Origin of the sequence: Blautia sp. AM23-13AC (assembly GCF_003435675.1) — a bacterium.
Lineage (GTDB): Bacteria > Bacillota > Clostridia > Lachnospirales > Lachnospiraceae > Fusicatenibacter > Fusicatenibacter saccharivorans.
This window is the reverse complement of record NZ_QTUL01000010.1, coordinates 53771-77911: the sequence shown is the minus strand read 5'-3', so window position 1 is coordinate 77911 and position 24141 is coordinate 53771. Positions and strand designations below refer to the sequence as shown.

The following is a 24141-nucleotide window of genomic DNA, read 5'->3' as shown; positions in this document are numbered from 1 at the left end:
GTAAAAAGAAGCTCCTTCGTTTTTTTGTTGCAAGGCATATCAGAATCTGCTCCAGCGGATTGTTTTTGCCCGAACAGAAATCTTACAAAATCGTAATAATAATGCAGTTGTATTTATCCCGCAAAAAATGCTATAGTGAAAATAACACAGACACAAAAGCAGAACGCGGAGCGAAAAGCATCCGCAGAAAAAAGGGAGGAAACAAGATGGAATTTGTATTCGAACATGCAACCATGATTGCCGTGATCGCTGTTGTGGTGATCATTCTTGCCATTCTGGCGAGCGGTTATGTGAAGGCGCCGCCGGATACCGCATTTATTATTTCCGGTTTCCAAAAAGGCCAGCGGATCCTGATCGGTAAAGCCGGCATCAAGCTCCCATTCTTTGAGCGGCTGGACAAGCTGAGTCTGAAGCTGGTAGCGATCGATGTGAAGACGAGCGACGCCGTGCCGACCGCTGACTACATCAATATTCAGGTGGATGCAGCCGTCAACATCAAAGTCGGGGACGAACCGCAGAAGCTTCAGAAAGCATCCCAGAACTTCCTGAACCGCGACAGCGAATATATTGCCAAGGTTGCAAGAGAAGTCCTTGAAGGAAACATGCGTGAGATCGTTGGAAAGATGCGTCTGGAAGAGATGGTTTCCGACCGCCAGAAGTTTGCGGAGCTGGTCAAAGAAAATGCAGAACCGGACCTGGCTGCGATGGGACTTGACATCATCAGCTTCAACGTACAGAATTTCGTTGATTCCAATCAGGTCATTGAAAACCTCGGTATCGACAATATCGTAAAAATCAAGAAATCTGCGGCGATCGCCCGTGCCAATTCCGAGAAAGAAATCAAAATTGCCCAGGCGCGTGCAAATAAAGAGGCGAACGATGAGCGCGTTCTTGCCGAGACCGAGATCGCAAAGAAAAACAACGATCTGGCAATCAAGTCGGCAGAGCTGAAAAAAGAGTCCGATATCAAAAAGGCAGAGGCAGATGCAGCGTACAAGATTCAGGAAGAGCAGCAGAGAAAAGAGCTGGAAATCACTTCCGCGAATGCGAACATCGCCCGTCAGGAGCGTGAGGTTGAGCTCCGTGCCAGAGAAGTAGAAGTAACCGAGAAATCCCTCGAGGCAGAAGTCAAGAAGAAAGCCGAGGCCGAGCGTTACGCAAAACAGCAGCAGGCAGAGGCAGATTTGTACCGCCGTCAGAAAGACGCAGAGGCAGACCAGTTCGAAAAAATCCGCGAGGCGGAGGCAAAGAAAGCCCAGGCAGAAGCCCAGCGCTATGCGATGGAGCAGGAAGCACTCGGTATCAAGGCAAAAGGTGAGGCGGAAGCCGCATCTATCCGCGCCCAGGCACTTGCAGAGGCCGAAGGTATGGAGAAGAAAGCCGAGGCTTACCAGCGCTACAACAAAGCCGCAATGGCAGAGATGATGATCAAGGTTCTGCCGGAGATCGCCGGAAAGATCGCAGAGCCGCTCAGCCAGATCGACAAGATTACGATCATCGGCGGCGGAAGCGAAGACAACGGCATCGGCTCCGTAGCGGGCAATGTGCCGGTGGTGATGGCAAAGCTGTTTGAGTCGATGAAAGAGGCGACCGGTGTCGATCTCTCCGAAATCATGAGAGCCGATACATACGATGCAAAAGTAAACCGCAACATTCAGATCTCCAGCCCGGAAGAGCTCAAAGAGTATCTGAAAGCAGAAGCCGGAAAGGCAGCAGCGGATGCAGAAAGCCCGGAAAAAGCGGAAGCATCCGAACCGGTGCAGAAAGACGGCAGCGAGCAGTAAATCCAGAACGGATCATAAAAACAGAAAAAGAGGCAGGGATCCAGAAAAATTTCTTGAGGATCCTGCCTCTTTTGACGTATAGATCGGAAAAAGTTATTCGGCGCCTTTTTCCAGCATGCTCATGAACTCTTTTGCCGCCTGCGGGATCGGCAGATGGGAGCTGTGGGCAACGACAAGCTGGCGCGGCGGAAGCTCCTCCACGAGGTCGAGCTGGAAGGCCGCCGTCTCTTTTACAAGGCAGTAGTCCGGCACAAACGCGATGCCAAGGCCGATACTCGCCAGGTCGATCAGAAGATCGTTGCTGCCAAGCTCAATTTCCGGCACGAGGTCGAGCTGGAACCGCTGAAACTGGCTGTGCAGGAACTCACTCGTCGTACTCTTGCGGTCGAGCATCAGAATCGGGTACTGCAGCAGCTCTTTTAAGTGAACCGGCCTGTTTTCCAGTTCCGGGTAATATTCGCCGTTTGCGATGAAGATATCGTGGAACGAATGAATCGGAATCGTTTGAAGACGGCTGGAAAGATGCGAGTTTGGATAATTGGTCACGATGAAATCCACCTGGCCGGATTCCAGCAGATCGACGCACTGGGTCGAAGTCTGGTTTGTCACCTTGATGTGGACATTCGGAAAGGAGCGGTGGAAACGGTTCAGGTACGGAACAAGGAAATAGCGGCAGATTGTGTCGCTCGCGCCGATGCGGAGCTGGCCGCCGCCAAGCGTTCCCGCTTCCATAATCTGTGCTTCACCGCGCGCAATCAGGTTGATCGCAGGCTCTACGTGGCGCAGCAGCGTTTCTCCCTCCGGCGTTAACTGCACGCGCTTTGTACTGCGGATAAAGAGCGTGATTCCAAGCTTTTTCTCCAGTACCTTGATCGACTGGCTGACCGCCGACTGCGAGATAAAAAGCAGCTTGGAGGCCTCGGAAAAACTGAGTGTGGTGGCAACGTAATAGAAAACCTTATATAACTCGTAATTAATATCCAAAATAAGCACCTCTTATAAAATATGATACCTTCACTCTAGCACACTTCCCCGAAAGAATGCAAGAAAAAATCTGCCGGAGCCGTGAACTTTTTCTCCTCTTTTTCGAGTAAGAGAAAATTCACGGTTCCGGCAGATAAGAAAGGGGAATCAGCCAAGCACTTTGGCAATGGCGCTGTCCAGCGTGCGGATCTGGCGCGTTGCAGAGTATCCGTCGAGTTTCGGCATCTGAATATCCATCAGCACCAGATCGAACTGATCCGGCGCTGCGGTGCGGAGCGTCTCAACGGCAACATCGCCGTCGTCTGCAAGGCTGACGGAAAATCCGGCGTTCGAAAGGAGCTCCATCGCGATTTCCTGTACCATATGGCTGACGTTGATCGCCATGCCAAGTCCCGTACCCTGAATGCCGCTGACCGTAGAAGTCTCCTCGCGTGTAAGCGATTCAAAGAGGTGCTCCTGGAATTCCCGGCTCATGCCGATGCCGTTGTCGCGGACGTGGAATTCGTAGAGCGCATACCCTTTTTTATAGTACGGTTTCTGAATAATACGGACAATGATGGTGCTGCCGTTCTGTGTGAATTTCGTGGCATTGCTCAGCAAATTCAGCAGAATCTGGTTCAGGCGGAAAAAGGTGCTGGCCGGAGGTGGAAATCTTGTTCAGGTATTCCTGCACCTGGTCCGGCTGATTGACGTGGGCGGCAGCCAGAGCGGTAAAGCCGATGATCGCATTCATCCGAAAAAACAGATTTTGTTCCGGAATGAAAATGGGAAACAAAAGTTACTTTACATATAAAAGAGCAGAACAGGAAGAAATTTTGAAAAAAATTGAAGAAAATTACAAATTATTGTGGAATATGTGGAAAAAATATGGTAGGATGGGGGAGAAGAGAAAAGTGGTTTCAAAATGTTACTTAACGTTCAGTGAAAGTTCTATGGTTACAAAGAAAACAAAAAACAAGAGGAGAAGGAAAATGAAATTTTTACCAAAACCAAAAGAGGTAAAACTCCTGACGGGGGAACATGCACTCTGCTATGACGGCAGAATTGTACTGGATGGCAGACTGCTGGGAAATGGGGATACGTATGCGAAAGTGCTGCAGAAGGGAATCAAAAAGGAAACCGGAATGCAGTACGATATCGGATACGGCGTTCCGGGAAGAAAAGAGACCGGCGCGATTGTACTGGAACTGGATGAGACAAGGAAAAGCCAGCAGTATGTGCTGCAGGTGACAGAGGAGGAAATCCGCATCCAGGGCGGAGACGGAGCCGGCGTGCTCTACGGTGTGCAGACGCTGTGCCAGGTGATGCACGAATACGGTGCACTGCTTCCTGCCGTGCGGATCGAGGATGAGCCGGATCTGCCGGTGCGCGGCTATTATCTCGATGAGACGAGAGGCCGTGTGCTGACACTTTCCTATTTAAAACAGGTGGCAGACCGCATGGCGTACTACAAGCTGAACCAGCTGCAGCTCTATGTGGAGCACACGTATCTGTTCTCCGGACTTTCCGAGATGTGGCGCGATGAGACGCCGCTTACGGCAGAGGAAATCCGCGAGCTGGATGCGTACTGCGCAAAGCTTCATATCGAATTGGTGCCGTCGATCGCAACGTTCGGCCATCTGTACATGCTGCTCTCCACAAAGAGCTATGGCGACCTCTGTGAATTCCCAGACAGCTGGAAAGAGCCGTTTTCCTTCTGGGACCGGATGCAGCATCACACGGTGGATGTCTCCGGCGGCAGAGCGATCGAGCTGATCAAGGCCATGATCGAGGAGTACATGGCGCTTTTTGCCACGGATAAATTCAACATCTGCGCGGACGAAACGTTCGACCTTGGAAAAGGAAAATCGAAACCGCTGGCAGACGAGAAAGGCGTTCACCGCCTGTATATCGACTATGTAAAAGAGCTCTGCGAGTTTCTCGTGGCAAAAGGCAAAAAGCCGATGTTCTGGGGCGATATCATCTGCGCACAGCCGGAGCTGATCAAAGAGCTGCCAGAGGAAACCGTCTGCCTGACCTGGGGCTATGCAGCCGAGCAGAGAGAGCATGAGGCAAAAGTGATGGCGGAAGCTGGTGCAAGACAGTATCTCTGTCCTGGGGTCGGCGGCTGGAACCAGTGGATGAACCTGGTGGAGAACAGCTACAAAAATATCGCACGGATGTGCGGCTATGCGAGAAAATACCATGCGGAAGGTGTTCTGAACACAGACTGGGGTGACTGCGGCCACATCAATCAGCCGGACTTTTCCCTTCCTGGCATGATCTATGGAGCCGTCTTCTCCTGGGGAGACGATACCGACAGCTTTGAGGAGCTGAATGAACAGATTTCCCGTCTGGCCTACGGCGACCGGAGCGGAAAATTCGTTTCCTATATGGCAAAAACGGCAGAATGCTCCATCTTTGACTGGTGGGATGCCAACGTCGTTTACGAGGAAAAAGTGCTCGGTCATCCGAACAACCGGAATGCGCTGTTTGACGCGAGAATCCAAGATGAGGCGAAGCGTGCAGCTGCAAAGGAAACAATTGCGGCTCTGAAAAAAGAACTGAAAAAGACAGCCGGTGCTCTGGAAGAATCCTGCCGTCCAATGGTTCCGGTGCTGGAACTCACGATGGAAGCGATTGACATCTGGAATGAGACGGGCGCGAGAATGTGTGACATTGAGCTTGGAAAAGAAAAGGATGAGACAGCCTGCGCGGCACTTGCGGGACGGCTGGAAACCTGGTTTATGAAGTATAAAGCGTCCTGGAGAAGCATCAGCAAAGAAGGCGATCTGCACCACATTTCAGAGATTGTATTCTGGTATGCCGACATTCTGCGGGGAAGAAAACCGTACGAAAAATAGAAAAAATCCATTTGTGAACAAAGATGAACACAAATAGAAAATAAATGAACGATAAAAAGTAACAAAGAAAACGAAAATTTACATAAAAGTGAACAAAAACACTTGACTTTTGCGCAGAAATGGACGAAGATAGAAGTATCGGATCGAAAGATCAAAAATGTCCGTATGGCGTGACAAGAGAGAAAGAAAAAAATAATTTTCACAGGGGGAAACAATCATGAGTAAAATCATCGGAAACAATCTGCCGGATATGCCTTGGCAGGAAAAACCAGCAGGAGAGCACATGCCGGTATGGCGCTATGATCAGAACCCGATCATCGGCCGTTACGAGCAGAAACGTTCCAACAGTATCTTCAACAGCGCAGTCGTACCGTTCGAGGACGGATACGTAGGTGTATTCCGCTGCGACAGCCGTTCCATCAGCATGGACATCTTCGTTGGAAGAAGTAAAGACGGTATCCACTGGGAGATCGAGGATGAACCGATCAAATTTGAGGGCGCTGACGAGGAGATTCTGACAAGAGAGTACCGTTATGACCCGCGTGTCTGCAAAATCGACGACAAATACTATGTAACCTGGTGCAACGGCTATCACGGCCCGACCATCGGTGTTGCTTACACCTATGACTTCAAGAAATTCGTTCAGCTTGAGAACGCATTCCTTCCATTCAACCGTAACGGCGTGCTGTTCCCGAGAAAGATCAACGGCTACTACATGATGATGAGCCGTCCAAGCGACAACGGCCATACACCGTTCGGCGATATCTTTGTCAGCCAGAGTAAAGATATGGAATTCTGGGGAAGACACCGTCACATGATGAGCCCGGTCCGCGGCGATGAGTCTGCATGGCAGTGCACCAAGATCGGTGCCGGCCCGGTTCCGATCGAAACAGATGAGGGATGGCTGCTGATCTACCACGGCGTTATCACAACCTGCAACGGATACGTATATCGTATGGGATGCGCACTGCTTGATATCGACGAGCCGTGGAAAGTAAAATACAGAACGAAAGACTATATTATGGCTCCGATCACCCAGTACGAGTGCATGGGTGATGTTCCGAACGTAGTATTCCCGTGCGCAACCTTAAGCGATGCAGCAACCGGAAGAATCACTATCTACTACGGATGCGCAGATACTGTAACCGGTATGGCATTCACAACCGTAGATGAGCTGCTGAACTATGTGAAAGAGAATAGCCTTTGATTTATAAGATAACTTAAAAAGCGACAAGTCCGCCGGGCTTACGGGTGAAAGAAGCCTGCAGGTCCGGCGGACTTTCTTTTTAAAAATGACCCCATGGACAGCATAAGGAGGCACTATGAAATTTGTAAAAGAGCGTGTGAACGTAATCTGCCAGGAACTGGCAAGACTTTCGATTTCACAGAAAATTAAAATCACCGATATGCAGGTGAAAAATGGATGCTATATCACACCGGCAGAGGCCGATGCATCAAAAGAGCCGTGGACATCGTTTGATACGGTCAATGACCGCTGGTACGGACCGGACAAACATTACTGGTTCCGCACCACCATCACCATTCCGGAGAGCTTCGATGGAAAAAATCTCTGGATGAGAGTCCATGCAGGACTGGACGAATGGGATGACGGAAGAAACCCGCAGTTCCTGCTGTTTGCAAACGGCGAAGTGATCCAGGGTATGGATATCAACCACCGCGAAGTACTTGTAAGAGAAAATGCAAAGGCCGGTGAAAAAATCCAGCTTGACCTGCAGTCCTACACCGGAACGCTGCACAGCGAGTTCCGTCTGCTGGCAGACCTTGAGGAGCATGATGCGAAAATCGAGGAGATCTATTACGACCTCATCGTTCCGATGCAGGGCCTGAACCGTATGGACGAGGATAATAAAACGCGTCTGGATCTCGAAACCGCACTGACCAACACGATCAATCTGCTGGACCTGCGCAAGCCGTACAGTAAAGAGTTCTACGCTTCCATCGAAGAGGCAGAAAAATGCATCCAGGAAGAGATCTATGAAAAAATGGGCGGCTGGGACGAAGTTGTGGCAACGTGCATCGGCCACACCCACATTGATGTGGCATGGCTGTGGACGATTGACCAGGTTCGCCAGAAATCCTGCCGAAGCTTTGCAACGGTATTAAAACTGATGGAGGAGTATCCGAACTATCATTTCATGTCAAGCCAGCCGAAGCTCTACAGCTTTGTAAAGGAAAGACACCCGGAAGTATACGAGAAAATCCGTCAGAGAGTCAAAGAAGGACGCTGGGAGCCGGAAGGCGGCATGTGGGTTGAGGCAGACTGCAACTTGACTTCAGGAGAGTCCCTCGTGCGCCAGTTCCTGTTCGGAAAACGCTTTTTCAAAGAAGAGTTCGGCGTGGACAACAAGATCCTGTGGCTGCCGGATGTCTTCGGATACAGCGCAGCGATGCCGCAGATTCTGAAAAAATGCGGAATCGACTACTTCATGACGACAAAGCTGGCATGGAACGAGTTCAACAAAGTGCCGTACGATACGATGAACTGGGAAGGTATCGACGGAAGCAAAGTCTTCACCCATATGATCACAACGCTCGGCGTCGGCCAGCCGGAGACCAGCTTCTTTACGACATACAACGGTATGCTGCACCCGGACGCGATCATGGGCGGATGGGACCGCTACCAGAACAAGGACATCAACAACGATATCCTGATCAGCTACGGCTACGGAGACGGCGGCGGCGGTCCGACCAGAACGATGCTCGAGACATCCAAGCGTATGGAAAAAGGCATCAAAGGTGTGCCGAAAGTACGCCAGGCATTTGCGAGAACGTATTTCGACGAACTGCATGAGAAAGTAAAAGACAGCAAACGCCTCCCAACCTGGATCGGAGAGCTGTATTTTGAGTTCCACCGCGGAACGTACACTTCAATGGCACGCAACAAACGCGGCAACCGCAAGAGCGAGTACGCGATGATGGAATTAGAGCTTCTGTCCGTTCTGGCTGAAAACGCCGGAAAAGCATACCCGACCGAAGAACTGAACCGCATGTGGGAGACGATTCTGACGAATCAGTTCCACGATATTCTGCCGGGCTCCTCGATCCATGAGGTATATGAGCAGACAAAGAAAGAGTACGCAGAGATTGCAGAAACATCTGCAGAACTGATCAGTGAGCGTCTGAATGCACTCTGTGCGAAGAAGGACGAGAGCGTAACTGTATGGAACACGCTGGGGCACAGGAGAAACGATATCGTAGAGCTTGGCGCAAACAGCGCAGAGGCACTGACCGACGGAACGAACGTGTACCCGGTACAGCAGACGAAAGATGGAGCCGTTATTTATGCGGAAAACCTGCCGTCCAAGGGATATCAGGTGCTGCGTCCGGTAAGCGGGGCAGCTGTGGAAACACCGTTTGCCGTAACAGAAGCAGGAGAAGGCTATACGTTTGAGACACCGTTCTACACCATCGAGATCAATGCAAACGGCGAATTTACTTCCCTGTTTGATAAAGAGAATGACCGCGAAGTGCTGCAGAGCGGAAAAACCGGCAATGAGCTGCGCATCTATGAGGATAAACCGCTGCAGTACAGTGCATGGAACCTGGATATCTTCCACACCGAGAAATCCTGGAAGGTAGAGGGCGTGCGCCGCATGGAGTGGACAGAAAACGGTCCGGTCCGCGCAACTCTTGAAATCGAGCGTGAGGTCATGGATACCGTGATCCGCCAGCAGATCCACTTCTATGCAAAAGACCGCAGAATCGACTTCGAAACCTACGTTGACTGGAAATTTGCCGAGCATGTGCTCAAAGTTCACTTCCCGGCAGACGTTCACAGCGACGAGGCAACGTACGATATCCAGTTCGGTAATGTGACAAGAAAACTGCACACCAACACAAGCTGGGATCAGGCAAGATTCGAGGTATGCGGCCACAAATGGGCCGATCTCTCCGAGGGAGGCTACGGCGTCAGCCTGATGAACGACTGCAAGTACGGCTATTCCATGAAGGACCGTGTGATAACACAGACCCTGATCAAATCCGGAACCGAGCCGAATCTGACCGCAGACCAGGAAGAACATTTCTTTACCTACTCTCTGTATCCGCACGCAGGAACATGGCGCGAGGCAGGTACGGTACAGGAAGCACTGAACCTGAACGTGCCGGCAAAAGCTGTTTCCAGTGCGGCAGAAAAAGACCGTATGGAATTCCTGTCCGTGGACAAGCGCAACGTTGTGCTTGAGACCGTGAAAAAGGCAGAGGACGGCGATGGCATCATTGTGCGTCTGTATGAGGTGGAGAATGCGAGAACGAAAGTGACACTGTACTGCGCAGATGCGATTCTTTCCGCAGAGGAAACCAATCTGCTGGAGCAGCCGGCAGAGAGTGCCATCGATGTGAAAGAAAACGAGATTTCACTTACGATCAAACCGTACGAGATCCGTACCATCCGCATTCGCACGACAAAATAAGAAATCAGAACAGAAAATGCTTCCGGGAGCGCAGAACCAATGCGTTCCCGGAAAAAAGAAAACACAAAAAAGACACCGGATCCGAAATAAACGGAAGACGGTGTCTTTTCAAAAAGCAAAATTAGAAAAACGGTTGCATCAGTCGCCGGTGGAAGCGCGGTACAGAACTTTGGATTCCAGATACGTCACTTCATGCGGCGTGTGCGGATATTTGATCCGGTAAAGAATCTGAAGCGCCAGGCGGGAGCCGAGCTCCTCATTGAAGACCTGAACGGTAGTCAGATTTTCTGCCAGAAGATCCTCGATATTGTTGTCAAAGCCGGATACGGCAACGTCCTCCGGCACGCGCAGTCCCCGCTTTTCAAGAAGCTGCATCAGAATACAGGCAACGTAGTCGCTGGCGCAGACAAAAGCGTCCGGCATGCGGGAAAGGGAGGAAAGGAAAGAATCGATTTCCTCGCGGTAGGAGTCAATCCCAAGCGGTGTGGTCAGGCAAAGAGAAGGATTCGGTGTTTTTCCGGCATCCATCAGTGCCTGGCAGAAGCCCTCATAGCGTTCGCGGTTGGACTGTGCGTAGCCGATATCACCCATGAAGCCCGGAAGGGTGCGTCCTTTCTCGAGAAGATGGGCGGTGATATTGCGGACGCTGTTCCGGCTCTCCATCAGGAGAAGATCGCCGTTCAGTTCATCCGGGGATACGAGGGAGGAAGTGTCCAGGAACACTTTGGGAATCTGTGTCTCTGCGAGCAGACGCAGAAGACGTTCGTTGTACACGTTCAGAACAATGATGCCGTGGACGCTTCCGTTTGTAAGTGTGGGCGGGAGAAAATACGTTTTATCCGCCGAAGTCGGAAGATACGTGTAAACGAGATTGACATTGTGTGTTGAAAATACTTTTGCAATCTGGTGGATGATGGTCATCCAGAAAAGTGAGGTTTCCGGTCTGCAGACGGCAACTGCAATGTTGACCGGCGTGGTCTCCTCCGCGCTGGAAGGATATTGAAAATCTTCCGGGATGGCATAGCCAAGCTCCTGGGCTTTGGCGATGACCTTGGTGCGCAGGGAATCGGAGACACCTTCGTGTCCGCTGAACACCTTCCAGACGGTGGTCCGGGAGATGCCCAGGGAATTTGCAATTTCCTGTAAAGTGACTTTTTTCATAGTTTCAACCGATCCTGTTACAAATTTTAACTACTAACCGATATTATACGCTTAAAGTGTAATTTTTTCAACCTTTCCGTTGGAATACAGAAGGAGGAGATGTGCACGATCGGCACTCGGACAGGAAATCAGGTACGTACGGCTGGTGGTTTCAATGGTATATCCAAGATCTTTTACAGATTTATTCCAGTCGTTCGGTGCATACGCATCCAGCGTTTTCTGCAGTTCATCGAGGCTGCTGCTGTAGGAGCCGGTTGTCTCAAACAGAATATTTTCTGCGTAATACAGCTTGCGGAGCTCCCATTTGCGATACTCGTCCTCCGGAATGGTGCTGTCGCATGGAGCATCCTCGCGGTCCTCGGAGAAGAAGACGAAAGCCCACAGCTCCGGATAATGAATATTGATGACGCCGGTCGGAGCCCATACCCAGTTGTCTTCCGGGAGAACATTTCCGTTTTCATCGGTGCGTTTTACGTAAGTGTTGTCCTTGACATCCACATTCCACTGCACACGGGAGAAGTTCATACGGTAAAATTCTCCGTTTTTCGGTGCGCGGCGCTCTTTTTGGTATTCGTAGAGAGCAGAGAACGGAATCACAACCTCAACACTCCAGCCTTTGTTTTCAGCGGAAGGATCGTTGATGGAACCGTCCACATGGACAGCGGTGCGAAGGCCGTGCATATCGTAGCCATTGAGGCCGCTGCCGCCGTCGCGGTACGGCTCTGCGAGAAACAGATCCCATACCGTGTTCAGAACGTTCATTTCAAATTCATAGTAATGGTACGTATCGGAATCCGGGTCAACGAAGATCTCGAAATCGTTGTCAAAGTAGATGACAGAATCGCGTTCTGTTAAATGACCCCAGATTTCATCGCCGGCAAGGTCGGCAGCAACGTAAAGATTTTCATCATCCCAGAGCATTTTTGCGCGGGTGACAAAACGCGGAAGCGGCATGTGGCTGCCCTGAATATCCAGAAATTCATCGGTATACGGTGCGTCCTCCCAGAATGGTTTGTTGATATTTCCGTCCAGATGGAACTCTTTTTTTGCGCGGTGGCAGGTATAAACCGGCGGTGCAAACGGGACAGCCGGAACCGGAATCGTGATGTTTTTGCTCATAAGTAAAAACCTCCCTTTGTAATTTGCAAAATTTAGTAGCGAAAGGTATCATAACACTAAAAGTAATAAATTTCAACATGAAAAATGAACAAAAATGAACGAAATATAACTTATTGTGGACAAAAGTAAAAAAATGAGATACAATAAAGCCGTTTCATAGGAGAATTTTGGGGGAAACAGATCAAAAATACACCGGCAGGAAGAAAACGGCCGGGCAGAAAGCATATAAGGAGGAAAATCAGATGGAAGCATATCAGAATACAGCCCTTTCACCGGAAGAGAGAGCAAAGGATCTTCTGGGAAGGATGACATTAAAGGAAAAAGTGGGACAGCTCAATCAGCGTCTGTACGGATTCCGGATCTATGAGCGGCAGGGAGAGGAATTTACCCTGACCGACGAATTCAAAGAAGAAGTAGAGCGCATGGGCGGACTGGGGGTTCTGTACGGCCTGTACCGTGCCGACCCGTGGGCAGATAAGGACGAGAAGACCGGAATCGTGCCGGAACTCTCCGCGAAAGCCTACAATATGGTACAGCACTACGTCATGGAACATTCCCGCCTCGGCATTCCGATGATGATGAGCAGCGAGTGCCCGCATGGCCATCAGGCACTCGGAGGAGGTCTGCTTCCGGTCAACCTGGCTGCCGGAGCAACGTTTGATCCGGCGCTTCTTTCGGAAGGCTACAAGGCATGCGGAAAGCAGTTAAAGAGCGGTCATGTGGAGCTGGCGCTGATGTCGGCACTTGATATGGCGCGCGATCCGAGATGGGGAAGAAGTGAAGAGTGCTACTCTGAGGATCCATGCCTTGCAGCAGCGATGGCAAAAGCAGCCGTGACCGGAATGCAGTCGACCGGCGTCGGCAGCGTGGCAAAACATTTCTGCGCCCAGGGCGAGACGACCGGAGGTGTAAATGCGAGTGCGGCGAGAATCGGGGAGCGTGAGCTGCGTGAAATCCATTTTCCGTCTGCAAAAGCGTGCTGCGAAGCCGGTGTGGAAGGAATCATGGCGGCGTATAACGAGATCGACGGCGTGTACTGCCACAGAAATGCATGGCTGCTTCGCGATGTACTGCGCGGTGAGATGGGCTTTGACGGCATTGTGATGGCAGACGGACTGGCTGTCGATTTCCTGAAAAACACAGAGGGGGATACGCTGCATGCAGCCGTTGCGGCAAGAAAGGCCGGTGTTGATGTGAGCCTGTGGGATGAAGCCTTTGGCCGTCTCGGCGAGGCGGTTGATCAGGGACTTCTGGAAGAGAGCCAGATCGATGAGGCGGTGCTCCGCGTTCTGAAACTGAAATTTGAAAAAGGCCTGTTCGAGCATCCTTATATGGAGGAAAACATGCTTTCACCGGAAGAAGCCGGCATTCCGGAGGTATCTCTTGCACTGGCGCGGGAGTCTGCTGTGCTTCTGAAAAATGAAAAGACGGTGCTTCCGCTTGCAAAGAAATATAAAAAAGTAGCAGTGATCGGCTACCATGCGGCAGACCGTTACTGTATGCTCGGCGATTATACTCCGCCGGTGCCGGAAAGCGAGTGCGTCACGGTTCTGCAGGGCATGAAGCAGGAAGCACCGGATGGCGTGAAAGTCTCTTATGCGATGGGGTCCGGTTTTTCCGAGGCGGATGAGCATGAAAAAGCAAAAGCGATGGCACTTGCAGAAGAAAGCGATGTGATCGTGGCCGTTGTCGGCGGTTCCTCCTCACGGTTTGGAGGAGCTGTGTTCGATGCAAACGGAGCAGCCTCGAAGGGAACGGGCAGCCGTTCGATGGACTGCGGCGAGGGAATGGACACCGCGAAGGTTCACATTCCGGCCGCGCAGGAAGAACTGATTGCAGCACTTGCCCGCCTTGGCAAACCACTGGTAACGGTTGTAATTGCCGGAAGAGCATACTGTATCGAGAAGATCGAAAATGCTTCCGATGCCGTTTTATATGCATTCTACCCGGGACCGATGGGAGGCAGGGCAGTTGCTGAGCTTCTCTATGGAAGCAGCAATCCGTCCGGCCGTCTTCCGGTTTCTATGCCACGCCACGTGGGACAGATCCCGGTATGCTACAATTATCGGACTTCCGTTGCCCCGGCGTACTGTGATATGACAAGCCAGCCGCTGCATACCTTCGGAGAAGGAAGATCCTACACAACGTTTACCGGCAGTGATGTTTCCGTAACAAAAGAAGAAAATGGTATTTCTGTTTCCTTTACCGTGGAAAATACCGGAAATATGGCCGGAACTTCCGTTCCGTGCCTGTATGTGCGGAAACGTTCCGGCGGCGTTGTGGCAAGAATCAAAGAGCTGAAAGCCTTTACGAGAATTGCACTTGCACCGGGAGAGAAAAAAGAAGCTGTGTTCCATCTTACAAAAGAGGAGCTGAATTTTGTCCAGATTCCGGGAAAACCAGAGGTCATCTGCCATGAGTACGAGCTGATGCTTGAAGATGGAGCAGAGAAATGGTGGAGCGGGAACGTGACGGAAATGTAAGAACGGACGAAAAAACATAAAAATATAATAAGAATGAACAAAGAAGGAAACTATATTACAAAATAAAGAAACATAGTTTCCTTCTTTTGGTTTGCAGAAAATGGATAAAAATATAAATGGATCGTACGCTCCGATGCCGTGAAACGAAAAACAAATGGAAAAACAGGAGAATTTATGGGAAAAGTGCTTAAAAAGTATCGGTTTAAATTGCGTAAAAGTAACAAAATGATATTTGTGTTTAAAAATTAATTGACAAATAAGGAAACAAAATGTAAAATAAACTCATCAAAACAGTGTTGGATAAATCTTAAATAACAGATTTGATTGTGGCAGTTGCACAAAAAAGAAGCAGCATGCGAGGATGATGCGAAAGCAAAATGTTCAAAATGTTCACGACAAGGGATGCTCCAATCAAGGAAAACACGAAACCTTTAAAAGGGAGGACAAGAGAGAAATGAAAGAGAAACCAACAAAAGCAAAGAAAAAAGGCCGCACCATCCGCGCCTTTAAGAGAGACATCTCGCTTTGGCTTTTCTGTGTTCCGGGCGTAATCCTGACATTCATCTTCAGCTACATTCCGATGTATGGTGTACAGATCGCGTTCCGCCGCTTTAATGCGACAGCCGGAATCACAAAGAGCCCGTGGGTAGGCATGTACTACTTTGAGAGATTCTTCAACTCTCCATACTTTGCTTCCACTATCAAGAACACATTGATCCTGAGTCTGTACGGACTGGTTGTATCATTCCCGATTCCGATCATCCTGGCACTGATGCTGAACTCCTTCCGCCATAAGAGATATCGGAAAGTGATCCAGACCGTCACCTACGCGCCGAACTTCATTTCCACCGTAGTTATGTGCGGTATGATCATTCTGTTCCTGTCTCCGTCCGTCGGTGTTATCAACCACGTACTGGAAGCAATCGGAATTCCGGCGGTCAACTTCATGGCGAAAAAAGCCTACTGGAGACACATTTATGTGTGGACCGGCGTATGGCAGAGTACAGGATGGAGCTCTGTTATTTACTTCGCAGCACTCGCCGGCATCAGCCCGGAGCTGCATGAGGCGGCAAAGGTAGACGGCGCAACGAAATTACAGCTGATCCGTCACATCGACCTTCCGCTGATCATGCCGACCGCAACCATTCTTCTGATTATGAACTGCGGAAGCATTCTTTCCGTCGGCTTCGAAAAAGCCTTCCTTCTGCAGAATAACCTGAATGCCAGCGTATCCGAGATCATTTCCACCTACGTCTATAAGGTCGGTCTGATCAACAACGATATGTCGTATTCTTCAGCAATCGGTCTGTTCAACACCATCGTAAACATGGTTATGCTGATCATTGTCAATACGATATCTGATAAACTTTCGGGCAACAGCCTGTGGTAGGAGGAAACGAAAACATGAGTAAAGAAAATACCGCAGTGACAAAAAAGAAAATGAAACGATGCAAAGAGGACGTCGTTTTTGACGCAGCCTGCTTCATTATCCTGACGCTGGTTCTGTTTGTTGTGGCATATCCGCTGTACTGGGTTATCATTTCATCCATCAGTGCGCCAAGCGCCGTATCGAGTGGTAAAGTACTGCTTCACCCGATCGGATTTACCCTGAAGGGCTACGCAGAAGTATTTAAAAACGACCAGGTTATGAGAGGCTTTTTAAACTCCCTGATCATCACCTTCTGCGGTGTTATGGTCAACCTGATCGTAACGCTTCCGACATCATATGCACTTTCCAGAAGCAATTTCTCCGGAAAGAAACCGATCACCATTTTTTACCTGATCACCATGTTCTTCGGCGGCGGTCTGATCCCTACCTATCTGGTTATTCAGAGACTGCAGATGCTGAACACGATCTGGGCACTGATTCTTCCGGGATGCTTAAGCGTATACAACATGATCGTGGCAAGAACCTTCTTCAAGTCGAACATTTCGGAAGAGCTGTATGAGGCAGCTGAAATTGACGGCTGCACCCAGGCGAGATTCTTTTTCCAGATTGCACTTCCGCTTTCCAAAGCGATCATCGCAATTCTGGTTCTGTACTATGGTGTCGGTCACTGGAACTCATACTTCTCAGCACTCGTTTATATTTCGGACAAAGCAAAGTATCCGTTGCAGCTGGTTCTGCGTAACATCCTGATCACGAACCAGACCGCGCTGTCCCAGACAGCAACAACTGCGGCAGCAAGAGCAGCACTGCAGGAAAAACAGCAGCTGATCGACGTTATGAAATACTCACTGATCATCATCAGTAGTATCCCGGTTCTGGTTATGTACCCACTGGTGCAGAAGCACTTTGTAAAGGGTGTTATGATCGGATCCATGAAGGGTTGATTTACAGCGGAAATTTTTTTGACGATTTATCTGCCGCACGGGAAACGGCGGTATGTAAATAAAGGGTCCGGACAACGGACAGGCAAAAGCGCTTCCGGCGGAAAAATGCCGCCGGAATAACACAGGAGGGAAAAATCATGAAAAGAAAAGCAGTCGCAGCAGTTTTAACTGCAGTAATGGTGGCATCTATGTTTACCGGATGTGGAAGTGATAAAGGAAGCAGCTCGGCAAAGAGTACTTCTGCAGCATCCGCAGCAAACGACACCGTGGATGAGGACGGAAAAGTAAACGGCATTATGTATCAGGAAGGTCTTCCGCTGGTAGATGAGGGAGATTACACCTTCTCTATCTTCTGCGATGATTCCAGCGAATCCGGCGAGTTTATCATGCTCGATGAGTTCAAAAAACAGACCAATGTAGACGTTGACCTGAAAATTTATCCATACGAAACAGCAACGGAGAGACTGAATCTGGATCTGAACTCCGGAGATTACGCGGATGTGATCGGCGGATGGACCTTAAGCGATAATGCAATCCTCACCTACGGTGTCAACCAGGGCGTATTCATTCCGCTGGAAGATTATTTTGAGAAATATTGCCCGAACATTTCTGCTATCCTGGATCTGCCGGGTGTAAGAGAAAAAATGACAGCACCGGACGGACACATCTACACGATTCCGTACGTATGCGCCGATACAACCGTTGGATACAGCCCATACATCAATACGAAATGGCTGGAAAATGTTGGTATGAGCATGCCGACCACTACAGACGAGTTTGAGGCAGTTTTAAAAGCATTCAAAGAGCAGGATGCAAACGGCAACGGCGACGCTTCCGATGAAATCCCGTTCTCTACAGACCCGAACAACAAACATATCGAGGCTATGGCCGGTTACTTCGGACTTCCGATGAACAAACTTGGTATTGCAATCCAGGATGAAAAGGTTGTTTACGGCGGTGTCAGCGATACGTATCGTGAGTTCCTTTCCTGGTTCCACAAACTGTATGCAGAAGGACTCGTAGACGTAGAGCTTTACACACAGGACAGCTCCACATGGGAAGGTAAAGGAAATCAGGATCTGTACGGCGTTTCCATCGCATACGGAAGCAGAGAGTTTACCGGAATCCCGGATGCAGAGGAAAAAGGCGATTTCGATTCCATGCCTGTTCTGAATACAGACAAAGGCGGAATCTGGCTGCGCGATACGGAAGGCTTCAGCGTATACAGAACCCAGGCTGTCATCACAAACAAGGCAGAGCATCCGGAAATCATCTGCCGCTGGTTTGACAATGCATTCGCACTGGAGAACGGCATCGGCTGCAACAGAGGACCGGTTGGCGTGATTGTAAACAAAGAGGATGACGGATACCATGCGATTGACACCACCACACTGTCTGAGGAAGATCAGGAAAAATATTCCTGGGGCAATCTGTGGCCGCAGTCTCTGCCGAAATATCTGCCGGCAGACTTCGAATTTGTAGAAGAGCATCCGATGTACGATGAGAAAAAAGCGACAGAGGAAGCTTATGAGGCAAATCTGACCAAAGAGATTATTCCGTCCTACTGGATTGACCTGGATAAGATTGATACCTTCTCTGATACGAACACAGCAATCAAAGATTTCTTTGAGCAGCAGCAGGCACAGTTCGTATGCGGCGAGCTTGACATCGACAACGATGCTGACTGGCAGGCTTATGTAGACGGTATGTACTCTCTGGGACTTGAGGACTGGGTAGCAACTCAGGGTATTGAGGAAATCGCGAAATAAATAGGAAAAGGTAATGATATTTCCTATGGAATGAAAAAAAGGCATATTACAGTGTAAAACGGTAATATGCCTTTCTTTTTGGGCAAGAACTGATACAATGGGAAGGAACAATAAAGGGGTAATTAGATCGGATAAAAAAGCTATGCCCGGAGTCTTTTAATCTGGGAGTACAAAAAAGGAGGAGCTGGAAGATATGATGCAGGACTGGTTTCGGAACGCGAAGCTGGGCATTTTTATCCATTATGGGATTTATGCGGTGGGTGATGTGTCGGAGTCATGGTCGTTCCACAACGGAAATATTTCTTATGAAGATTACATGAAACAGTGTGAAGGCTTTACAGCATCGAAGTTTGATGCGAAAAAATGGGCGGAGCTGTTTCAAAAAGCAGGTGCGCAGTACGTGGTTATGACAGCAAAGCACCATGACGGCGTGGCACTGTTTGATACCGGATACAGTGATTTAAGTGTTGTGAAGAAAACACCGGCAGCGCGCGACCTTGTAAAAGAGTATACAGCTGCCATGCGTGAGGCAGGTCTGAAGGTCGGCCTTTATTATTCACTGATCGACTGGTCGGATCCGCGGTACCGCACGGTTTACCCGGAAGGAATGAAAAAAGAAGACTGTCTGAACGATATCTATGGTTCCCCGGCCGGAAAAGAGGAGGAGCCGCAGAAATGGCAGGAGTTTCTGGAATTCAACAATCATCAGTTAAAAGAACTGATGTCGAATTACGGAACGGTGGATCTTTTATGGTTTGATGGTGACTGGGAACGGAGCGCGGCACAGTGGAAGATGCCGGAATTCAGGGAATATCTGCATACCCTGAATCCGAACGTTGTATTGAATTCGAGAATGCAGGGCTATGGAGATTATGAGACACCGGAGCAGGGAATCCCGCTGTACGGACCGAAAGGCGAGTGGGAATTCTGCACGACAATCAACGATTCCTGGGGATATCGTCCATCGGACAATGATTACAAGAGCAGCGGTCAGATTGTGCGCATGTTCTGTGACTGTATTACCCTCGGCGGAAGAATGCTGCTGGACATCGGACCGAAAGAGGACGGAACGCTCGATGAGCGTCAGGAGAAGGTGCTGCTGGATCTCGGCGGATGGATTCATGACCACGAGGAAGCAGTATTTGGAACAGAAAAAGGACTGGATTACAATCATTTCCTCGGTGGAAGCACGATTTCGGCGGATCAGAAGACGATGTATCTTTTTGTCTATGATAAGCCGCAGGAGACGCTGTGCGTGAAAGGCATTAAAACACCGGTAAAAAGGGTGACGGTTCTGCATACGGGAGAGGAGCTTCGGTTCTCCTATACGGGTTCCCTTCCATGGAGCGGTATTCCGGGAACACTCTGGATCTGGGCCGGCGAGATGAGTATTCATCCGTTTGCAACGGTTGTGAAGGTAGAGCTTGAGGATGAGATCACCTACAATCTGGGACACGGGGAAGTCGTAACCTTTAATGAGTAAAACGATTCGGACAGAGGAGCTTATGAGATGAAGAGAATAATTGGCTATGTAAATACGGCGGACTTAAATCATATGCGAGAAGAGGATGTGCGGGCACTTACCGTGATCAATATTGCATTTGGTCTGATCCGGGACGGAGAAGTTGTATGGGATGCAAAGGATGCACGGGATGGAATAGTATCCATTCGGAAAAGCAACCCGGAGCTGAAGATTGTATTGTCCGTAGGCGGCTGGGGAGCAGACGGCTTTTCCCAGGCTGCAAGAACAAAAGAGGGAAGAGAGCGGTTTGCTGCGAGTGCACTTGCAATTGTGAAGGAGTATGGTCTGGACGGCATTGACATTGACTGGGAGTATCCGGGCACATCGCTGGCAGGAATTGCGTCGGACAGATCGGATAAAGAGAATTATACGCTGCTTCTGGCGGAGCTTCGGAAGACACTGGACGCGTACAGAGAAGGCATGCTTGTAACGACAGCAGTCGGCGGAGATGTTTACTTTGCACTGCAGACAGATATGAAGGAGGCCTCCCGGTATCTGGATTATGTGCAGCTGATGACGTATGATCTGCAGGGCGGTTTCCAGAAGGTGACGGGACATCATGCGGCGCTGTATCACAGTGAGGGAAATTTGTTTGATGCATGTGTGCAGAAGGCAGTGAACGGTTTTGTAAATGCAGGCGTTCCAATGGAGAAGCTGATTCTTGGCGTACCGTTTTATTCCAGAAAATGGGATGGAGTAAAAGGCGCCGGATGCCGCAACGGGCTTGGAATGGAAGCAGAGACGGTCGGAGGATATGGCGGTGACTATGGCGAGCTCAAAGAGAGCTGGATCGGAAAGAGGGGATTTATCCGGTATTGGGATGAGCAGGCAAAGGTTCCGTATCTGTTTGACGGGGAAACATTTATCAGCTATGAGGACTGCGAGTCACTTGGGGTGAAAATTGCGTACCTGAAAGAAAAGGGCATGGGGGGCATTATGTTCTGGGAGTATAAATGCGATCCCAGCGGAGAATTACTTTCATTTATAAAGAAAAATATGTAGCGTAGTGACCCACAGCCGGTATGTGAAAAGGCTCCTCGCTCCGGTGTTCCTGAAAAATCGCAAGGAATCCTTTTTCACATGGCGTCTGCCGCCGGTGGGCGGATGTACGTTGTGGAGACGGATAGGAAAAAAGAGAAAGGGATAGATAGAATCATGATCTCAGAAAATTTGAAAAAATATGCAACGGAAAAATTTGAGGGACGGAGAGAGCTTCTGGCTCCGGTGATGCCTGTTATCGAAGAAAAATTGAAACAGTGCAGTGAAGAAGAGGTTGTGCTGATGAAGTTTCTGTATGGTACGATGCCGGTAAGGGATGCGGGAGAATATGGATTTGACCTTTTTCTTTCGTACGTGAAGCATGCGCTGATGCTGCGGGAGAAGGTGGCATGGTGTAAGGAGCTGCCGGAGGATGTGTTTGTAAATTATGTGCTGTATGACCGGATCAATTCCGAGGATATTACGGACTGCAGACCGTTTTTTTATGAGCAGATTATGGGGCGTGTGGCCGGAATGAGCCTTTGGGAGGCAATTCTGGAGATTAATTACTGGTGTGCGGAACATGCAACGTATGAGGCAACGGACAGCAGAACAGCATCTCCGATGACAATGTATCGGAGTGGAAAGGGACGCTGCGGCGAGGAGTCAACGTTTGCAGTTACGGCGTATCGGAGTGTCGGTATTGCGGCGCGACAGGTCTATACACCAAGATGGGCGCACTGTGATGACAATCATGCGTGGGTTGAGGTGTTTGTGGACGGCGAGTGGCATTTCCTTGGCGCCTGTGAGCCGGAAGAAGTGCTGGATACCGGCTGGTTCTCGGGTCCGGCGAATCGGGCAATTCTGATTCATACGCGGAACTTCTCGGATTATGTGAAGGAAAGTAACGAGGAGTATCTTGGAAAAGAAGGAGCGCTGTACTACTTTAACCATACAGATTTTTATGGCAGAACGAAGCTGGTGAAGATTCTTGTGAAGGATGAGAATGGAAAACCGGCTGCAGGAGCGCATATTGCGGTTGAAATCCTGAATATGGCAGAGCTTTTCCCGGCTGCAGTGATGATTGCGGATGCGGACGGAGAAGTTCGGATGACACTTGGCCTTGGCGATATCCGGGTACGGGCATTTGACGGAATACGCCGGGCGGAAGCAATGATGCGGATTGAGGAGGAGGATTCGCTGGAACTGGTGCTTCGTGAAGAGGCGGTTCCGGAAGCGGATGACAGGTGGCAGACGCTGGAAATCCGGGCACCGAAGGAGGTGCCGGTACGGAATGTCGTTGCCACAAAGGAGCAGAAGGAGCGCAATGCGGCACGGATGGCAGAGGCGGAACGGCTTCGGAAGGCACGGTTTGCAGCATGCTTTGATGAGAAAAAGGCTGCTGCGTATCCGGAAGCGGAAGAGATTTTCCACCGGGCAGGAGAGAATTTTGAGGAGGTTTATACATTCCTTTCCAAAGATGAAAATCCGAACCGGAAGAAGCTGCTGTTTTCGCTGGCATTAAAGGATGCGAAGGACTTGAAGGCATCCGTTTTAGAGGATCATCTCGACTGTGAGCAGGGGGATCTTCCAGAGGAGATTTTCAGAAAGGATCTTCTTTGCCCGCGTATTTTCCTCGAGGAGCTGACGCCGTATCGGAGCATGATCCGCGGATTTTTTGAAGAGGAGACAAAACGCAGCTTTGTGGAGCAGCCGGAACGGATTCTGGATTATCTTAAGAAGAATATTACCTTCCATGCAGAAGAAGAGTATGACACGATCATGGCAACACCGGTCGGCGTCCTTACGATGAAACAGGGAAGTCCTCTGGCGCAGAAGATTCTGTTTGTGGCAATCTGCCGGAGTCTCAATGTAGCGGCAAGACTGAATCCGGTGACCCTGGAGCCGGAGTATTACCGTGATGGGGCATTCCACAGTGTGGAAACAGAAGCTGCTGTTTTGAAGGAGGAAACGGAAAGTGCGGTTCTGACACTGAATGCGGAGGATGGAAGCGCATGGAAGTATTATCAGACGTGGACCATCGGAAAGTGGAACGGAACAGTGTTTGAGACGCTGAATTACGAAGAAACCGCATTCAATGGCAAAACACTGGCTCTGACCCTGGAGCCGGGCTGCTATCGTCTGATTACAAGTATGCGTATGCCGAACGGTGACCAGCATGCCGCATTCCGCGTGTTTGAACTGAAGGCGGGAGAAGCAAAAGAGATTTATCTGGAAACCGTGAAAAAAGAGCTGGACGAGCTGTTAGAGCACATCGAACTGCCGGAGATCACGCTGGAGGATCTGGATGGAAAGGCGCATACCCTGAACGATCTCACCAAAGACGGCCCGATCCTTCTGGCCTTCCTCGGAACCGGAGAGGAGCCGACCGAGCATGTTCTGAATGAGCTGATCGAAATCGCAGAGAAGTGGAACGCAAAAGACGCTGCCATGGCAGCCGTACTCCGCACGAAAGCCGACCTGGAAAACACGACTTTCCAGAAAGCCCGCGCAGCAATCCACAACATGTCCCTCTACCTCGACCCATCCGACGACGCCCCGGTGATCGCCGAAAAAATGGGAATCGACGCAGAAAAACGCCCACTGCTGATCCTCGCATTGCCGGGAAACATCGGCGGACGCGCTTATGCCGGATATAACGTCGGCAGCGTCGGACTGATGCTGCGGCTGATGGAAGAGGCGGCGAAAGCGTAAGTTAATACTAAAAAAC

General features: G+C 49.9%; 15 protein-coding genes. 11 read left to right on the top strand and 4 right to left on the bottom strand.

Annotated elements, in window-relative coordinates:
- Window positions 1-206: 206 nt before the first annotated feature.
- On the top strand, window positions 207-1784 hold the full coding sequence (locus DW642_RS11625; protein ID WP_226906392.1) for a flotillin family protein: 1578 nt from the start codon (window positions 207-209) through the stop codon (window positions 1782-1784).
- Window positions 1785-1877: 93 nt separating this feature from the next.
- On the opposite strand, the gene DW642_RS11620 is transcribed toward DW642_RS11625, so the two are convergent.
- Together DW642_RS11620 and DW642_RS11615 are read right to left on the bottom strand one after the other, a co-directional pair.
- Complete coding sequence (locus DW642_RS11620; protein WP_117510270.1) at window positions 1878-2768, bottom strand: LysR family transcriptional regulator; 891 nt, start codon at window positions 2766-2768, stop codon at window positions 1878-1880.
- 147 nt (window positions 2769-2915) lie between these two features.
- Entirely contained in the window at window positions 2916-3368 is a 453-nt protein-coding gene (locus DW642_RS11615) for a response regulator (RefSeq protein ID WP_242991177.1), read from the bottom strand.
- Window positions 3369-3739: 371 nt separating this feature from the next.
- Between DW642_RS11615 and DW642_RS11610 the strand changes: the two genes are divergently transcribed.
- The 3 genes from DW642_RS11610 (at window position 3740) to DW642_RS11600 (ending at window position 10044) form a co-directional block, all read left to right on the top strand.
- A complete protein-coding gene (locus tag DW642_RS11610) occupies window positions 3740-5611 on the top strand; it encodes a beta-N-acetylhexosaminidase (protein WP_117510286.1) in 1872 nt (623 codons plus the stop codon).
- 217 nt (window positions 5612-5828) lie between these two features.
- A complete protein-coding gene (locus DW642_RS11605) occupies window positions 5829-6818 on the top strand; it encodes a glycoside hydrolase family 130 protein (RefSeq protein ID WP_055221374.1) in 990 nt (329 codons plus the stop codon).
- A gap of 115 nt (window positions 6819-6933) precedes the next feature.
- On the top strand, window positions 6934-10044 hold the full coding sequence (locus DW642_RS11600; RefSeq protein WP_117510269.1) for an alpha-mannosidase: 3111 nt from the start codon (window positions 6934-6936) through the stop codon (window positions 10042-10044).
- Window positions 10045-10182: 138 nt separating this feature from the next.
- On the opposite strand, the gene DW642_RS11595 is transcribed toward DW642_RS11600, so the two are convergent.
- Together DW642_RS11595 and DW642_RS11590 are read right to left on the bottom strand one after the other, a co-directional pair.
- Window positions 10183-11205, bottom strand: coding sequence for a LacI family DNA-binding transcriptional regulator (locus DW642_RS11595; RefSeq protein WP_117510268.1), 1023 nt, complete (start codon window positions 11203-11205; stop codon window positions 10183-10185).
- 51 nt (window positions 11206-11256) lie between these two features.
- On the bottom strand, window positions 11257-12324 hold the full coding sequence (locus DW642_RS11590; RefSeq protein ID WP_055221380.1) for a carbohydrate-binding family 9-like protein: 1068 nt from the start codon (window positions 12322-12324) through the stop codon (window positions 11257-11259).
- A gap of 242 nt (window positions 12325-12566) precedes the next feature.
- Between DW642_RS11590 and DW642_RS11585 the strand changes: the two genes are divergently transcribed.
- The 7 genes from DW642_RS11585 (at window position 12567) to DW642_RS11555 (ending at window position 24125) form a co-directional block, all read left to right on the top strand.
- Window positions 12567-14807, top strand: coding sequence for a glycoside hydrolase family 3 N-terminal domain-containing protein (locus tag DW642_RS11585; RefSeq protein ID WP_147326120.1), 2241 nt, complete (start codon window positions 12567-12569; stop codon window positions 14805-14807).
- 454 nt (window positions 14808-15261) lie between these two features.
- A complete protein-coding gene (locus DW642_RS11580; RefSeq protein ID WP_022463174.1) occupies window positions 15262-16197 on the top strand; it encodes an ABC transporter permease in 936 nt (311 codons plus the stop codon).
- Window positions 16198-16211: 14 nt separating this feature from the next.
- Window positions 16212-17141, top strand: a complete 930-nt coding sequence (locus tag DW642_RS11575; RefSeq protein ID WP_117510266.1) for a carbohydrate ABC transporter permease — start codon at window positions 16212-16214, stop codon at window positions 17139-17141.
- A gap of 137 nt (window positions 17142-17278) precedes the next feature.
- Complete coding sequence (locus DW642_RS11570; protein WP_117510265.1) at window positions 17279-18910, top strand: extracellular solute-binding protein; 1632 nt, start codon at window positions 17279-17281, stop codon at window positions 18908-18910.
- Between the two features lie 193 nt (window positions 18911-19103).
- Window positions 19104-20393: an alpha-L-fucosidase gene (locus tag DW642_RS11565; protein ID WP_117510264.1), complete on the top strand. Its 1290-nt coding sequence runs from the start codon at window positions 19104-19106 to the stop codon at window positions 20391-20393.
- Between the two features lie 27 nt (window positions 20394-20420).
- Window positions 20421-21434: a glycoside hydrolase family 18 protein gene (locus DW642_RS11560; protein ID WP_117510263.1), complete on the top strand. Its 1014-nt coding sequence runs from the start codon at window positions 20421-20423 to the stop codon at window positions 21432-21434.
- Between the two features lie 153 nt (window positions 21435-21587).
- The gene (locus DW642_RS11555; protein WP_117510285.1) at window positions 21588-24125 is read left to right on the top strand and encodes a transglutaminase domain-containing protein; all 2538 of its coding nucleotides are present in this window, start codon (window positions 21588-21590) and stop codon (window positions 24123-24125) included.
- Window positions 24126-24141: the final 16 nt, after the last annotated feature.